The sequence below is a fragment of the Provencibacterium massiliense genome (assembly GCF_900169495.1).
GTDB classification, from domain to species: Bacteria; Bacillota; Clostridia; order Oscillospirales; family Ruminococcaceae; genus Harryflintia; species Harryflintia acetispora.
In genome coordinates, this window is the sequence record NZ_FWCH01000012.1 from 1,508,216 (window position 1) to 1,523,339 (window position 15,124).

The window sequence follows — 15,124 nt, forward strand, 5'->3', positions numbered from 1 at the left end:
GTTTACTTCATTCCCGAAAGGGCAAGGCCCTTAATAAACTGCTTTTGGAACATGATGAACACGATTAGTACCGGCACCATGACCAGGGAGGCCACCGCCATGGTGGCGCTCAGATCTGCCAGATGCTGGGAGGAAAAGAAGTTCAGCGCCAGCGGCAGGGTCATCTTTTCGGTGTCGTTGAGCATGATGAGCGGGTTCAGATAGTCGTTCCAGCGCTCGAGGAAGGTGAAGATGGTCAGTGACCCGATGCACGGCTTGATGTTGGGCAGGATGATCCGCGCGTAGATGAAGAAATCCCCCGCGCCGTCGATCCTGGCCGCCTCGCACAGGCTGTCCGGGATATCCTCGATGAACTGCTTGCACAGGAATATCCCGAACATGCTCACCATCATCGGCACGATCAGCGCCCCCAGGCGGTTATAGAGCCCCAAGCCCTTGACGATCAGGAAGTTGGGGATCATCAGCACCTGGGAGGGGACCATCATGGTCGCCAGGATGACGCCGAAAATCAGGTTTTTAAACGGGAATTTGTACTTCGCGAAGACAAATCCGGTGATCGAGCTGGTGAACAGCACGATCAGCGTCACCGTGGTGGAGACGAACACGCTGTTGATGAACCACCGCACGAAGGGCGCCTTGGTCAGCGCCGCGGCGTAGCCCGTCAGCGTCCAGGGGTCCGGCCACATGCTGGAGATGTTGAGACGGATGTCCTTGTTGGTCCTGAAGGACGAGAGGACCATCCACACGAAGGGCAGCACCACCAGAACCGCCAGCAGCCCCAGGAGGATCACGATAATGATATTCACCGTAAGATAGGGGTTCTTTTTTCGTTTCTTCATTTCCGCCATCTCAATACCCCCAATCGACCCGGTTGACCCGGCGCTGAATCACAGTGACCACCATGATGACCAGGAAGAGAATGACGGCGATGGCCGAGGCGTAGCCCATATTCTGGTTGCTGAAGCCCTCCTTATAGATGAGCAGGGTGAGCACGGTCGCCGCGTTGTTCGGCGCGCCGCGCTGGGCCAGAACCATGAACTGCACGAACATCTGGAAGTGCGAGATCAACGTCATCATCAGCACGAAGATGAAGGTGCGCCCGAGCAGGGGGAGCGTGATGTAGATGAACCGCCGCACCGGCCCGGCGCCGTCGATCTGCGCGGCCTCGCTAAAGTCCTTGGGGATTCCGTCGAGCCCCGCGCAGAAAAGCACAGTATTGTAGCCGATGTCCGCCCAGATGGTGAAGATGATCATGGCGACCATGACCACGCTCGCATCCCCCAGCCAGTTGATGGCCGGAATCCCGAGATACCCCAACAGGTGGTTGACCAGGCCGTTTTTGGTGGCGAACATGCCGTTGCGCCAGACCAGCGAGGTGCCGACCATCGGCGCCACGCAGGGCAGGAAGAGGACTGTGCGGAACAGTCCGCGCGCAAAATTCCAGGGTAGAGAGCTGATCAGCTGCGCCAGGATCAGGGTAACGATTATATTAAGGGTGACTGTCACCCCGACGAAGACCAGCGTATGCGCCAGCGCCCGGTAAAAAAGGGTGTCGTGGAACAGTCTCACATAGTTTGCGGCTCCAATAAAGGGGTTGTCTGCCCGCAGGGGGTTATAGTCGAACATGGAGATGCCAAGCCCATAAAACAGCGGTGCGATTAAAAATACAACGATCAGGCAAAAAATGGGGATTAGTACGATGCACACGAACTTGTTATTTTTCATAACGATTCCTATCCTCCAAATCGCGCAAATTTAAATAAATCCCGGGCGGGGAGAGGTACCCCCCGCCCGGAAGATTTATGCGTATTTGCCGGATCAGCCGAAGAACGCGGTGTTGAGGTTATCGGTCAAAGCGACAAGCCCGTCCTTGATGGTAGGATAGTTATCGGTGGTGCACAGCTCGGTGAAGATGTTGTCGATGTTCTCCTTGATGGTGGTGGTGTTGAACGGCCCGATGAACTGGCCGGCGGGCAGGATGTCCAGCAGCGGCTGCGCATAGGGCATGCCATCCTTATACTCCTGCATCTCGACGATCTCGGTGCGGGGCGGAATCTGGGAGCAAGCGATGTTGTGCTTGACCAGAACCTCGGGGGAATCGAAGTATGCAACGTATTTCCACGCGGCGTCCTTGACGTCGCTCGACTCGGCGACGGTCAGGCCCCAGCCGGTCTCGGCGGCGAACTTGACGGGCTCCTTATAAGGAGGCAGAGCGATGTACTCGTAGTCCGTGCCGTACTCCAGGCCGTAGGAAGCGGAACCGTCGGCGACCGCCCACGGGCCGACGATGTCCATCATCGACTCGTCGGTGTAGACGAAGCTGTAGCCTTCCTTGCCGCTGGTGATGCCGTCGAGGTTGGTGTAGCCCTTGTCGCGCACATAGCTGACCAGCGTGGTCATCGCGTCCACCGCCTCGGGGGTGGTGAAGTCGACCTTGCCGTCCTCAGTCAGATAGCTGCCGCCCGAGGAGAGGATCATCGCCAGGAAGGTGTACAGGATGTTGTCCTCCGAGACGAAGTCGAAGCCGCGCAGGTTCATGACCTCGCCGTCCTTGGAGGAGGTGGCGTCCGCGATCTTCTCAATGTCGGCCCAGGTCTTGGGATACTCCAGGCCCTTTTCTCCGAAGAGCTTCTTGTTTACCAGCAGCCCGCCGTATTCGATGTTGAACTCCAGCGGCACGCCGTAGTACTTGCCGTCGCGGGTATAGGCGCCCAGCACCGGGGCGTAGAAGTTTTCAAAGGTCGCGGAGATGTCCGCCGGAACCTCGGCCAGCGCGCCGGTCCCGGTGAAGTCGAGCGCCCAGCCGCCCCACATCTCATAGATGTCGGCGCCCTCGCCGCCCGAAAGCAGGGAGGTCTGGATCTTGGAGAGGAAATCGCTGTAGGGGAAGGTCTTAATCACAATCTCCTGGCCCGGGTTCTCAGTCATGTACTGGTCGGCGATCGTCTGGTGGGAGGCGTTCCAGGCCTCGTTCTGATGCAGCCAGAGCTCAATGGTCGCGCCCTCGCCGGTGGGTTCAGTCTCGGCTTCGGTGCTGCTGGCGGGCGTCTCAGGGGTGGTCTCGGGTGTGCTGCTCGGGGCCGCTTCCTTGCTGCCGCAGCCGGCAAAGGATACCAGAAGCATCGATGCGCAGAGCAGGCTTGCCAATAATCGTTTCATCTCAAGTCCCTCTTTCTTTCATCTTATTATACATATAGAAATTTCTATATGCCAGGGTCTCTGTGCAGCTCTTCGCATAAAGTGGAGAGCCGCACAGGGGCCTTTCTTCGTTACCTTTCGACAACGTTTGAGCTTCCCTTTTCCAGTTGCTAAACGTATGGTTTTGGCCCAAATTTAGATTTTCAGGGTTTTGAAGTAGCCGAGGTATTCGCGGTTCTTTTCAAACATCTCGCGGGTCATGTCGCGGATCTCGTCCATGGTCAGCACCGCCGAGGTCAGCGGGTCGAACAGGATGGCGTGGAAGATATCCTCCGGGTTGCCCTCGATGCAGCCCCTGACCGCGAGCTCCTCGCACCCGGCCGAGGTGTTGACCAGGATCGCCAGATGATCCGGAATGCGGCCGACCTTCTGGGGGATGATCCCGTCCTTGCAGGCGACGACCGGAATCTCGACGCAGGCGCCGGGCAGGAGGTTGTCGACATACCCCTCGTTGCGCAGGTTGCCGTTGAAGGGGAACGGGGTGTTGTCGCCGAAGAGGGCGTTGAAGATGTTCGCCGCGTACTCGTCGCCCCGCTCGAGCTCGACCTCGCCGTGCTCGAGGTATTCAGTGTATTCCTTCTCCCAGGTGGTCTCACGCCCGAGGTACTCCTTGAGGATGTAGGCGTGCTCGCCCGGGTTCCAGTTGGTGCCGTGGGTGCAGTATTTCCCGATCAAATCCAGTCTCTTGCGGAACCAGGCGTTGTATTCGCTGTTGTGGCCCGAGCTCTCGGTGTTGTAGTAGCCGAGGTTTCTGAACATCGCGTTGCGCACCGGGTCGCTCTCGGCGATCTCCGGACGCTCGAGCGCCTTGCGGATGAGCGGGTAGGCGTCCTGCCCCTTCCACTTATAGTCGATGTAGAAGGCCTGGTGGTTGATCCCCGCGCAGGTGTACTCGACGTCCTTCATGTCGGCGCCGATCCACTCGGCGAGCATCTGGGCGGTGCCCTGCACGCTGTGGCAAAGGCCGGTCACGTTGACCTTGCTCTCGCTCTGCAGGTGCCGGCAGAGCATGGCCATGGGGTTGGTGTAGTTGAGCACCACCGCGTTCGGGCAGTACTTTTCGACGTCTTTGCAGATGTCCAGCATCACCGGCGCGGTGCGCAGGAAGCGGAAAATCCCCGACGGGCCGCGGGTATCGCCCACGCAGATGTCCACGCCGTAGCGCTCGGGAATCTCAATGTCCGAACGCCAGACCTCGACCCCGCCCTGCAAAATGGTGATCAGCACGCCGTCCGCGCCCTCGAGCGCCTCGACGCGGTTGGTGGTCGCATGGACGCTCGCCGGGTACTTGCCGGCGGTCACGATCTTCTCGACGCCGCGCTTGGAGTACTCAAGGCGGGTCGGATTGATGTCCATCAACCAGATGTCCGCGTCCCTAAACTTGTCGAAGGTGAGGATGTCGCGCACCAGGTCGCGGGTGAAGCCCAACGAGCCGGCGCCAATGAATGCGAATTTTTTTGGCATATGTATGACCCCATTTCTCATTTTAGTAAACTGTTTAGTTTCTGTTAACTTTATCTTAGCACATCGTTTCAAAAATGTAAACAGTTTTTTTGAGTTATTTTTTTGATTATCCGTCATATCGCTAAATAAAATTTTAAATTTCTGTCCGCGTCCCCTTGTAATCCGGTTTTTTTCTGCTATAATAATGTTTAGTAAACATTTTCCGTGAAAGAAGGAACACCGATGCCGAATATTCGTGACGTAGCCGCTCGGGCCGGGGTCTCGATCGCCACCGTATCGCGCATCCTCTCGGAGGACACCACCTACCGCACCCGCCCCGAAACCCGCGAGCGGGTCTATCAGGCTGTGCACGAACTCGGGTATCAATACCGCTACATCACCCGCGACCCGAAGGTAGGCGCTCCCTCTTCCAAAAGGATCGGCTGCGTGCTGGCCGAGACGGTCGAAAAATATTCCGACCCGTACTTCACCTCCATCCTCTCGGCGCTGGAAAACCGGATGATCGAGCATGGGTACGTGATCAGCGCGATTCGGAATTTGAAGGATTTGATGAATCCGAAGGTGCTTGAGGAGACCTTTTCACAGGGCCTTTGCGGGCTGGTGCTCATGGAACAGCTGCCCGACGAGATGTATGCCTATATCAAAGAGTACGTGCCCTATATCGTGGGGTGTGACACCCAATATCCGGAGCTCGACAACGTGGGGGTGGACAACTTCCGCGCCTGCTTCACCGCCTTTTCCTACCTGTTGGATCGGGGATACCGCAGAATCTGCTATATGGGCGGGGCGAGCTTGGAAAGATCGTTTCACGAAACCATCCCCGCCAGCGCCATCCATCTGGCGCTCTCGCTGCGGGGGATCCCCTTCGATCCCGATCTCATCGTTTACTGCGGCTGGGACCTCGAAAACTGCGCCGAGGAGACCCGCCGTATGCTCGACTCCGCCCATCCGCCCGACGCCTTCTTCGCCGGCAGCGACTCGATGGCCTCGGTCATCCTCAACCAGGCGCACAACATGGGGCGCAAGGTGCCCGACGAGGTCGGGGTGGTGGGGATCAACAACACCTCGTTTTCCGCCTATACCATCCCGCCCCTGACCACCATCTCGATCCCCACCCAGGACATCGGGATCGCCACGGCCGACCGGCTGGTCGCGCGGATGAACGGGGACACCTCGAACTGGCACGACCTGGTCTTTTCCACCGAGCTGATCGTTCGCGCCTCGACGAGGTAAAGAGCGGCGGGGGATCTCCTGCCCATCAGACATAGCCTGCTATTCAGGAAAAGCCCATAAACCCTATACCACGGGTTTATGGGCTTTTTTTGCTGCGGTTTTCTTACGCCAAGGAGAAGCCGCCGCGAAAGATTGAGACGGCGCGCTGCCGGTAAATTACGGCAATAAAAAGAAACAAACTGCCAAAAGGCTAAAGATTGTGCAAGCCTTTAGACCGTGGTTTTATACTATAATAAAGGAGCCGGGCAGGACCAATTTGTTCAATATGCTTTGGCCTGTCTACCCCAAAACGGGCAGAAACCTATTATTTTTACCGAGGAGGAGAAAAAATGACCAAGAAGATGGCGTTACTCATGGCTCTCATTATGGCGCTCAGCCTGACGTTCACCGCCTGCGGCAGCCCCGCCGTCCCCGACGGTTCCAGCGACCCCGGCGGCGCCGGGCAGACCCCCGCGTCTTCCGAGCCTGCGGCGCAAGCCGATGGAGACAAGATCGTTCTGGACGTTATGCATCGCTTTTCAGACGAACCCTTCAAGGGCTTCTTTGAAAGCATCACCCAGGATTGGCTCCAGAAGAACCCCGACACCGAGATCAATATGACCTTTACCGCCACCGACCCCTATGCCGAAAAGCTCACCATCCTGATGGCCTCCAACGACCCGCCCGATGTGTTTTTCAGCTTCCCCGGCGAATTCCTTAATAAGTTCGTGCGCGAGGGCCTGGTCTACGACCTGGCCGAAGAATACGAGAAGAACACCGCTTGGCAGGAGAACTATAATTCCGCCCTGTTGGAGCCGTTTCGCACCGAGGACGGCGCTCTGTACGGCCTGGACTACGACCTGACCGTCAAGCTGTTCTTTTACAACATCGACATCTTCAACGAATACGGCTTGACCCCGCCCAAGACCTGGGATGAGCTCATCCACATCTGCGAGGTGCTGCAGAGCAACGGCGTGCTGCCCATCTCCGAGGGGGACGCCGACCAGTGGCCCGCCACCCACCTGCTGGCCATCCTGTTCCACGTCATGGTCCCGCAGGAGGTGCGGGATGTCGACTACAACCCCACCTCGGGCGAATGGACCGACCCCGCTTATCTTGATGCGCTGGCCAAGTACACCGAGCTTGCCCAGTACATGAACGACGACATGGTCTCGATCACCCACGGCGTGGCCCGTATGGATTTCGCCACCGGCGGCTCGGGCATGGCGTTTTTGGAGTCCATCGAGATCACCAACGTGGAGGAGGACTCGGGCGGCAACCTCAACTACGGTATGTTCAAGTTCCCCACCATCCCCGGCGCGCCCGGCGACCAGGATATGCTGCTGGGTTCCCCCGAAGGCTTCTCCATGTCCTCCAAGTGCGAACATCCCGAAAAGGCTCTGGATTACCTCGGTTACATAACCGGGCCTGAGGTGGGCAAGCGCATGAGCAGCGAAATCGGCTGGTTCAACGCCTCGAAGGGCTCCCTGGACAAGGCGACCGCGCCCCAGATGCTCAGCGACGTGTACGACCTGCTGATGGGGACCAAGGGCCTGGTCAACTGGATCGACAACGAATGTCACACCCTGCTGCGCGACGTATTCTATTCCCGTACGCAGGAATTCCTCAACGGCACCATGTCCGCCGAGGAGTACATGGGGCTGATCCAGGCCGCTGCCGCCGAGGCAAAAACAGAGATGGGCGGCTGATCCCGGTCAATGAGCTTATCCGGAGCAGGGCCGGCGGCGGCCCTGCTCTCCTCGCTATTTTCTAAGGAAACGGGTGTGAATTTTATGCGCGTCAAGTGGTATGTGCCCTATCTGTTTGTGCTTCCTGCTTTTTTACTGATCGTCGTAGTGCTCTACAACCCCATTGTGCAAAACATGTACACCAGCTTGTTCAGCACGGCCGCCTTCTCTTCCCAGCCCCGGTTCGTGGGGCTCCAGAACTACGCCTCCTTCTTTTCCGATGCCAACCTGCTGACCGCCTTTCGCAACAATATCTATTATGGCGCCACCTGTATCGTCTTCCAGTGCGGGCTGGGCCTTGTACTGGCCATCATCATGGAAAGCAAGCTGATCCGCAACCACAGCGGTTTTTTCCGCACGGTCTATTTTATCCCCAGCGTCATCTCGATTACCGCGGCGGCGCTGCTTTGGAAGTTCATCTACCAGTCGCGCGGCGGGCTGCTCAACACTGTCCTGGCCACCTTGGGCCTCGAGCAGTTCCAGCATGCGTGGCTGGGCGAGGCGAACCTCGCCATCTGGGCCATCATCCTCATGGCGCAGTGGCAATACATGGGGTACTACTGCATGCTGCTGATCGTCTCGATCCAGAAGATCCCCGAGGACATGTACGAATCGGCCTCGATCGACGGCGCCAACGGCTTCCAAAAGGCCATTTACATCACCATCCCCGCCATCCGGGAGATGATCCTGGTGGTGACGGTGATCGATGTGATCGGCTGCCTCAAGGTGTTTACCGAGGTCTATGTCATGACGTTGGGCGGCCCGGGCTATGCCAGCCATACGGTGGGAACCCTGCTGTACCAGTACGCCTTTATCTACAACAAGATGGGCTATGCCGCGGCGATCGGGACCGTGATGTTCGTCATCATGCTGCTGCTGTCCATGCTGCAGCTGCGCATTTCCGGTTCCGGCAAACAGTGAGGAGGTCGCGTAATGGGTAAAAACAGATCAGCCTTTTGGGCAAAGTTTTTCAGCTATTTGGTTCTCGGCCTGATCGCGGCCCTGATTTTGATCCCCTTGCTGTGGGGGGTGCTCAATTCCTTTAAGACCAACGACGAGTTTTTTAAAAACTCCCTGGCCCTGCCCAAGGAATGGATGTTCAGCAACTACGCCACCGCCTGGCAGTCCGGTATATCGGACTATATGCTCAACAGCTTTGTCGTCACCATCATCTCGGTGCTGCTCATCTGCTTCGTGGCTTCCTTGGCCTCCTACGGCCTCTCCCGGTTCCAGTTCCCCTTCCGGGAAGTGATTTTCTATTCCATCCTCGGCGGGCTGATGGTGTCGGAATATTGCATCATTATCCCGCTGTATAACATGTTCGCCGCTGCCGGCCTGCGCAACACCCACATCGCGCTGTACATCGCCTATGTCACGCTGCAGACGCCGTTCTCCGTTTTCCTCATGCGCTCCTATTTCCTCTCGCTGTCCAAGGACATCGAGGAGGCGGCCTTCATCGACGGGTGCAGCATCCTGGGGATCTTTTTTAGGATCGTGGTGCCCATCTGCCGGCCGATCATCTTTTCCTGCGCCATCGTGAGCGCGGTATCGGTGTGGAATGAATTCATGTTCGCCATGGTGTTCATCGACAGCCAGTCGCTCATGACGGTGCCGCTCGGATTACAGACCTTCCAGGGGCAATACGCCTCGCGCTGGTGCATCACTCTGGCGGCCTGCGTCATCAGCTCCCTGCCGCTGCTGCTGACCTTCCTGCTGGCACAAAAGCAATTCGTGCGCGGACTTGCCGCCGGCAGCGTCAAGGAATAAAACGCCCGTCCCCGCACGGCGGCGCGATAAGGAAAAAAGGAGGTCTTTATCATGAACCTTACCCCCAAACAGGAATTTCTCAAAGTTTATAACCATGAAAGCATCCCGGCCGTCCCCGGCATGGAGATAGAATTTCAGCTCTATCGCGAATACGCCGGGGAGTGGCCGGTGGTGGGCGAAGAGATGGCCAAGCTATCTCCCAAGGAAAGGGAGCTGGCGCATGGGCACAACGCCGAAATCATGATCCGCGCGGCCGAGGCCTGCCATCATAACGCCCTCAAGGACATCGGCGGATATTGGGAAATCTCTCCCGGCAAGGCCGCCGACCTGTACATGCCAACGCTCTCGGACCGCCTCGCCCATCTGCGGGCCCTGCGCAAGGAGGCGGGCAACGACTACTTCATCTTCGGCACCGTCTATCTGCCGCTGAGCATCCCGTTTTTCGGCGACCTCACCGCCTATTCCATGGAGCTGATCGAGGAGCCGGAAAAGTGCAAGCAGCGCTCGATGGACGAGGTGCGCCACATGCTGGAGATTCAGGAGCAGCTGCTCGAGGCGGGGGCAGACGGGCTGATCGACGACTGCGACCTCGCCTTCAACACCGGCACCTTTCTTTCCCCCGAGATGATGGACCAGTTCTTTTTCCCCGCCTTCAGAGTGTGGACCGAGGCCTGCCGCAAGGCAGGCGTGCCCTGCATCTGGCACAGCGATGGGAATTTAAACGGCATCTTCGACCGAATCCTGGAAAGCGGAGTGGGCGGGCTGCACTGTATAGATCCCCTGGCCAATATGGACATCGCGCAGCTCAAGCTCCGCAGCCGCGGCAAGCTGACCCTGATCGGGAACATCGACTGTTCGATCATCCACATGGGCACCCCGCAGCAGTGCTATGAAAAGGCCACCGAAATCCTTACCGCGGTGCGGGAGTCGGAGCCCTCCGGACATGTCTTTTCCAGCTGCAACACCATCTTCCTCGGCATGCCCAAGGAAAATTACGACGCGGTCATCGCCGCGCGCCTGGACTTCAATAAAAAGCTGCGGGCCGAAGCAAAGGCCGAGCACTAGCTTCCTGTCCCATCAAAAAACACCCTGCCGGCGCCAAGGCCTTGGCGCCGGCAGGGTGTTTTTTTGAGGTCAGCACATGCTGTTGAGACTAATCACGGGACCTGTCATACCGAGGCTGTCGTCCGGAGCCACACTGGTCAGTTCCGTGGTGCCCGGAACCAGGGCGATTTTTTGACCCGGCGGGCAGACAAAGACCTCGTCCTCCGGCCAGCGGCCGCTGAGCAGCAGCTCGAGCAGGCGGCTGCTGCCAGGAACCGCCTCGTAATTCCAGCCAAAGCGCTCCGCGGCCTGGCGGGCAAATATGCGGTACCGTTCCCAGTCCCCGGGGATATCCGGCTGGAGGAACAGGGCGTTTTGATAGCGGGACATCCAGCCGTCCTCGCATTCGACGAGATAGGCGGCGTTGTCCTCTCCGTAAAGAGCGCGGTAGTGCTCATAGCGCCTTTGATAGTATTCCTCGCAGGGCACGTCTCCGAAATCAATCCAGCCCGGGCTGTACCAATAGATCCCCTCCCGGGAATCGAAGTACGCCCGGTAGCGTTTTTTCGCGCCCAGCAGCACGCCGATACAATCGTCGCACCGGGGCACCGCCAGCGGCAGGGTGGAGGAGACCAGGCCGCATACCCCGCCTCCGCAAAGGCCATAGGTTAATACGATGGCGTCGAAGCGCTCCCTCTCTTTCTGCTGGGCCTCCAGCAGCCCGATCTGCTCCTGCAGCCGGCGGCGCAACTGGTCCGGCGTGTTGTGCAGCCCCTGCGGCAGCCAGGTCACCGTACAGGGGCAGGGGCTTTGAGAAAGGGCGAAGGAGAGCTCCCTGCTGTAGACCTGGCAGGCGATAACCGCCAACCGGAGGACGGGGGGATTCAAGCCCGGCACAGCCGCAGGGCCTCCTCGGCACAGGTCGCCGCGTCGGGGGTATAGCAATCGGCCCCCACCGAGTCGGCAAAGGCCTGGGTGACCGGCGCTCCGCCCACCATAAACTTGACCTTTTCGCGCAGGCCTGCATCCCGCAATGCCTGCTCGACCGATTTCATTTCCGTCATAGTGGTGGTCAGCAGGGCGCTGCAGCAGACGATGTCCGCGTCATGCTCCTGCGCCGCCTTTACGAACTGCTCGGCGCTGACGTTCACCCCCAGGTCCACCACCTGAAACCCTTTCCCCTCCAGCATGAGCTTGACCAGGTTCTTGCCAATGTCATGGAGGTCCCCCTTCACCGTGCCGAGGATCACGCAGCCGGCGGACTCCACCCCCATCGCGGCCAGATAGGGCTTGAGCACGGCTATCCCGTTGTTCATGGCCCGCGCGGCGATGAGGACTTCGGGCACAAAGACCTCGTTGTTCCTAAATTTCTCCCCGATCACATCCATGCCCGCCAGCAGCCCCTGCTCCAGTATATCCTTGGGGGAACACCCATTTTCCAGGGCCTGCTGTACTTTTTCCTTTACCAGCGGAGCCCGGCCCTTCTGCAGCAGCTCGCTGATCTCCAGCATGATATCGTCCATTCCGATCCTCCCTTTCCATACCGTTTGACGATATAAGTTTACCTTTTCGCGTCCGGTCAATGCTTGCATTATCTTTTGCCTTTTGGGAGATTATTTATCGATTTCCCCCCGGGAATCCCGGAAGGCCTTGGGGGACATGCCGACGAAGCGCTTAAAGACCTTGGTAAAATAGCTTTGGTCCTCGAACCCGCATAAATTGGCGATATCGATCAGCCGGGCGTTGCCATCCAGCAGCATCATCTTGCTCTTCTCAACGCGCACCTTGTTGATATAATGCGAGAGATGGTAGCCGCTCTCTTCCCGGAAGATGCTGCTGAGGTAAGATTTGCTCAGGTATACGCTGCCGGCGATCTCATCCAGCGTCAGCTTCTTGTCATAATTGTTTTTGACATATTCCATCACCTTGAACACCACGTCGGAGTGCTTGACCTGGGAGAAGTCGAACGAATAGCTGATGAACCGGTGCATGATCCCGGTGATCCAGACGCTCAGGTCCTCCATGCTGTCCATCTGCTCGATCGCGCGGATATAACTGGTGTTGCAGCAGAATATCTCATTGATGTCGGCCCCCGCATCGATGGCCGCGCGGGAGAGCAGCACCACCAGCTCCATGATCCTGGCCTTGCTCTGCTCCAGGTCGAATTCACTGGCCAGAAAGACCTGGCCCAGCAGCTGGTTGAGCAGCAGCTTGGAGCCGTCCTTGTCCCGCTGGCGGATGAACTGCTGAAGCTGCCGTTCATACTCGATGGGATAGCTGTGGCCCTCGTCCCGGCGGTAAAGGGTCTGCACATTATAGAGGGTCTTGAGAATCTCCTCCTGCTCGTAGATAAAGGAGCCGACCTTTCCATGAGGCACCCCGCAGGCGTGCGCCGCCACCGAGGAGAGCACCGCCGCCAGGTCGTTGACCCGTGCCGTGGAAAAATTGGGCAGGCCGGCGGTGCGCTCCCGCACGGCATCGTCGGGGATGTCCGCCAGGTTGTCCTCCAGCGGGCCCATGACCAGCGGCCCCGCCACGATGGCCCCGCACAGCTCCCCCTGCTCGCAGGAGATGGACGAGGCTGCAAAGACGAGGCCCATCGGGCAGTAATAGACATAGCTGCCGTTCCAGCGGTAGGCCTCGCTCGCCCCGTAGAGATAGGTGTTGATGATGTCCCGGCGCTCATGCCGGCATTGCCCGCAGAAAAACAGGCGCTCCTCACATGTTTCCACCAGGCGCTCTTCCCTTGTGTCCACCACCACGCACTGCACCCCGCAGAGGTTTTCAAAATGCCTGGCGCACTGGAGAACGCGCTCCTGCAGCTCCTTTTGCATGCCCTTTCCTCCTCTCCCTGTGCTCATCCCGCCGGCGGGATCAAAACATCATGTGTTCCACGTAGCGTTCCATGAAATCCGGGTCCTGCGAGAGCTCCAGGTGGACGGCCTCTTTTGAGATCGCCAGGGCGCGCCGGCGCCCCTCCTCCCGCAGCAGGATGGCGGCCGCGCCCAGCAGCGCGGCGTTGCCCAGCCCCTCGGCCCTCGGAGCCAGCCGAGGGGGGATCAGGCCGATGGCGCCGGCGCTCTTTGGATTGAGACAGCTCCCAAATCCCCCGGCAAGGTAGAGCGTTTCCACCTGCTCCGGCAGGACGCCGGCGCGGGAGAGCAAGGTCTCCATCCCTGCCCGGATGGCGGATTTGGCCAGCTGCAAGCTGCGGATATCCTTCTGGGTCAGGGAGATTTTGGAGTCGCCGATCTCCATGGCGGGCTGCGGCTCCCCATCCTTGACAAGAAGCCCCGACTCGTCGAGCAGGCCAAGCGCCTGAAACGCCGCCGCCGCATCCAGCAGCCCGCTGCCGCAGACCCCCCTGGGCGTCCCGCCCAGGGTCTCCCATTTGAGCTGCCCCTCCTGCAGAAAAACCTTCGAGATGGCGCCGCCGATCCCCGGCATCCCGCAGGAGATGCCCCCGCCCTCGAAGGCCGGTCCCGCCGCCGTGGAGCAGCAGAGCAGCTTCCCACCGAGCGACAGGAACATTTCCCCATTGGTGCCGATGTCCCCGAGAAGCCGCACCGGCCCCGGGCGGTCGAGGTCCGCCGCCAGGGCGGCGGCCACGGCGTCCGCCCCCACGTACCCGGCTATACAGCGCGGGAGGTGGATGCGCGCCCCTGCGGCCCCGAGCCCCAGCTCCTGCGCGCCGTACCATTCTCCGAAGTAATCCCCCGGTTCGAAGGGAAATACCGCAAGGCCCTGCGGATCCTCTCCCGCGAGCAGGGTGAGCATGGCGGTGTTGCCGACGATCACGCCCTCTTCGAGGGAACCGGGGGAGATGCCGGCCTGCCGGCAGGCCTCCTTAATCAGCTCGTCGAGGCATCCGGCGGCCAGGTCCTGCAGCTCTTGCCCCCGGCCCCCCAGGGCGCTTTCGATCCGGGAAATCACATCCGCTCCGAACGCGCCTTGGGGATTGGGCATGGCCCCCTCGCCCAAAAGGCAGCCGTCGCCCCTCCATACCTGCGCCACCACGGTGGTGGTGCCGAGGTCCGCGGTAAAGCCGTATTTTCCGTCCATGTCTCTGCGTAGCTTGCGCAGCGGGCTGGTAAGCTGCCCGTGCGCGCTTTGAATGTGCATCTCGTCCGTCTGGAAGAGAACCTTTACCTCGCAGAGGCCGGTCCCTCTGGCCTGGCAGGCCAGGCGTATCCCCTGCGCGAGCTCCTCTGAAGAAAGCAGGCGCCGCTCGTCCCCGGTCGGGGGAAGCCATTCGCCCGCCAGCGTTTGAATTCTGCATTTCCCGCAGCTTCCCCGTCTCCCGCAGGGAGTGAGCAAAATGTTCTGCCCCTTCAGGGCGTCGGCGACGGTGTCTCCATTTCGGCAGTCTATCTTCATGGCGCGCCTTCCTTTCCTCTTTGCCGCAGGATACAAAACCAGTAGTTTCCTTTACCTGTCTAAGAATAAGGATAGGAGAAACCGGCCGCTCTTGATTGTAATTTTTTCAGTAATTTTGCAGTATATTTGGAAGAATTTCAGCCGCGAAAACACCCGTAAATTCTACCAAAAACACACAGTTAATACCAAACAAAACCGCATCGGATGTGATAAGATTCAAACAATAAATTTATCTGCGAGAGGAGCTTTGCATGATGAGCCAGAATATGGCGGTTTGGCTGCAAAATGTCATAAAGGCGGCAAATAAACGCCCG

14 protein-coding genes are annotated in these 15,124 nt (G+C 59.0%); 6 read left to right on the forward strand and 8 right to left on the reverse strand.

Annotated elements, in window-relative coordinates; all coding sequences use genetic code 11:
* Positions 1 to 2 precede the first annotated feature (2 nt).
* From B5477_RS12275 to B5477_RS12290, 4 genes are all read right to left on the reverse strand, one after another.
* Positions 3 to 848, reverse strand: coding sequence for a carbohydrate ABC transporter permease (locus B5477_RS12275; RefSeq protein ID WP_242942198.1), 846 nt, complete (start codon positions 846 to 848; stop codon positions 3 to 5).
* Position 849: 1 nt separating this feature from the next.
* Entirely contained in the window at positions 850 to 1,725 is an 876-nt protein-coding gene (locus B5477_RS12280) for a carbohydrate ABC transporter permease (RefSeq protein ID WP_079699953.1), read from the reverse strand.
* 93 nt (positions 1,726 to 1,818) lie between these two features.
* Complete coding sequence (locus tag B5477_RS12285) at positions 1,819 to 3,159, reverse strand: ABC transporter substrate-binding protein (RefSeq protein WP_079699954.1); 1,341 nt, start codon at positions 3,157 to 3,159, stop codon at positions 1,819 to 1,821.
* Positions 3,160 to 3,333: 174 nt separating this feature from the next.
* Complete coding sequence (locus tag B5477_RS12290) at positions 3,334 to 4,662, reverse strand: family 4 glycosyl hydrolase (RefSeq protein WP_079699955.1); 1,329 nt, start codon at positions 4,660 to 4,662, stop codon at positions 3,334 to 3,336.
* A gap of 222 nt (positions 4,663 to 4,884) precedes the next feature.
* Between B5477_RS12290 and B5477_RS12295 the strand changes: the two genes are divergently transcribed.
* From B5477_RS12295 to B5477_RS12315, 5 genes are all read left to right on the forward strand, one after another.
* The gene (locus tag B5477_RS12295; protein ID WP_079699956.1) at positions 4,885 to 5,895 is read left to right on the forward strand and encodes a LacI family DNA-binding transcriptional regulator; all 1,011 of its coding nucleotides are present in this window, start codon (positions 4,885 to 4,887) and stop codon (positions 5,893 to 5,895) included.
* A 329-nt stretch (positions 5,896 to 6,224) separates the two neighbouring features.
* Positions 6,225 to 7,583, forward strand: a complete 1,359-nt coding sequence (locus B5477_RS12300; RefSeq protein ID WP_079699957.1) for an ABC transporter substrate-binding protein — start codon at positions 6,225 to 6,227, stop codon at positions 7,581 to 7,583.
* Positions 7,584 to 7,667: 84 nt separating this feature from the next.
* The gene (locus B5477_RS12305; protein WP_242942227.1) at positions 7,668 to 8,543 is read left to right on the forward strand and encodes a carbohydrate ABC transporter permease; all 876 of its coding nucleotides are present in this window, start codon (positions 7,668 to 7,670) and stop codon (positions 8,541 to 8,543) included.
* A 12-nt stretch (positions 8,544 to 8,555) separates the two neighbouring features.
* Positions 8,556 to 9,389, forward strand: coding sequence for a carbohydrate ABC transporter permease (locus B5477_RS12310; protein ID WP_079699959.1), 834 nt, complete (start codon positions 8,556 to 8,558; stop codon positions 9,387 to 9,389).
* A 51-nt stretch (positions 9,390 to 9,440) separates the two neighbouring features.
* Positions 9,441 to 10,454 carry a uroporphyrinogen decarboxylase family protein gene (locus tag B5477_RS12315; RefSeq protein WP_079699960.1) on the forward strand — a complete coding sequence of 338 codons (1,014 nt, stop codon included), beginning with the start codon at positions 9,441 to 9,443 and terminating at the stop codon, positions 10,452 to 10,454.
* A 69-nt stretch (positions 10,455 to 10,523) separates the two neighbouring features.
* On the opposite strand, the gene B5477_RS12320 is transcribed toward B5477_RS12315, so the two are convergent.
* The 4 genes from B5477_RS12320 to B5477_RS12335 form a co-directional block, all read right to left on the reverse strand.
* Entirely contained in the window at positions 10,524 to 11,330 is an 807-nt protein-coding gene (locus B5477_RS12320) for a DUF1638 domain-containing protein (protein ID WP_159449041.1), read from the reverse strand.
* Positions 11,318 to 11,956, reverse strand: a complete 639-nt coding sequence (locus B5477_RS12325) for a corrinoid protein (RefSeq protein ID WP_079699962.1) — start codon at positions 11,954 to 11,956, stop codon at positions 11,318 to 11,320. The genes B5477_RS12320 and B5477_RS12325 overlap by 13 nt, the downstream gene beginning before the upstream one ends.
* 90 nt (positions 11,957 to 12,046) lie before the next feature.
* A complete protein-coding gene (locus B5477_RS12330; RefSeq protein ID WP_159449042.1) occupies positions 12,047 to 13,267 on the reverse strand; it encodes a helix-turn-helix domain-containing protein in 1,221 nt (406 codons plus the stop codon).
* Positions 13,268 to 13,307: 40 nt separating this feature from the next.
* Positions 13,308 to 14,810, reverse strand: a complete 1,503-nt coding sequence (locus B5477_RS12335) for an ASKHA domain-containing protein (protein ID WP_079699964.1) — start codon at positions 14,808 to 14,810, stop codon at positions 13,308 to 13,310.
* 91 nt (positions 14,811 to 14,901) lie between these two features.
* Between B5477_RS12335 and B5477_RS14945 the strand changes: the two genes are divergently transcribed.
* On the forward strand, positions 14,902 to 15,117 hold the full coding sequence (locus B5477_RS14945; RefSeq protein WP_132084991.1) for a hypothetical protein: 216 nt from the start codon (positions 14,902 to 14,904) through the stop codon (positions 15,115 to 15,117).
* The last annotated feature ends 7 nt before the right edge of the window (positions 15,118 to 15,124 follow it).

Coding starts and splice junctions, on each gene's coding strand:
- B5477_RS12300 (WP_079699957.1), top strand. CDS start 6,225: ATGACCAAGAAGATGGCGTTACTCATGGCTCTCATTATGGCGCTCAGC.
- B5477_RS12330 (WP_159449042.1), bottom strand. CDS start 13,267: ATGCAAAAGGAGCTGCAGGAGCGCGTTCTCCAGTGCGCCAGGCATTTT.
- B5477_RS12335 (WP_079699964.1), bottom strand. CDS start 14,810: ATGAAGATAGACTGCCGAAATGGAGACACCGTCGCCGACGCCCTGAAG.
- B5477_RS12310 (WP_079699959.1), top strand. CDS start 8,556: ATGGGTAAAAACAGATCAGCCTTTTGGGCAAAGTTTTTCAGCTATTTG.
- B5477_RS12305 (WP_242942227.1), top strand. CDS start 7,668: ATGCGCGTCAAGTGGTATGTGCCCTATCTGTTTGTGCTTCCTGCTTTT.
- B5477_RS12295 (WP_079699956.1), top strand. CDS start 4,885: ATGCCGAATATTCGTGACGTAGCCGCTCGGGCCGGGGTCTCGATCGCC.
- B5477_RS12290 (WP_079699955.1), bottom strand. CDS start 4,662: ATGCCAAAAAAATTCGCATTCATTGGCGCCGGCTCGTTGGGCTTCACC.
- B5477_RS12280 (WP_079699953.1), bottom strand. CDS start 1,725: ATGAAAAATAACAAGTTCGTGTGCATCGTACTAATCCCCATTTTTTGC.
- B5477_RS12315 (WP_079699960.1), top strand. CDS start 9,441: ATGAACCTTACCCCCAAACAGGAATTTCTCAAAGTTTATAACCATGAA.
- B5477_RS12325 (WP_079699962.1), bottom strand. CDS start 11,956: ATGGACGATATCATGCTGGAGATCAGCGAGCTGCTGCAGAAGGGCCGG.
- B5477_RS12275 (WP_242942198.1), bottom strand. CDS start 848: ATGGCGGAAATGAAGAAACGAAAAAAGAACCCCTATCTTACGGTGAAT.
- B5477_RS12285 (WP_079699954.1), bottom strand. CDS start 3,159: ATGAAACGATTATTGGCAAGCCTGCTCTGCGCATCGATGCTTCTGGTA.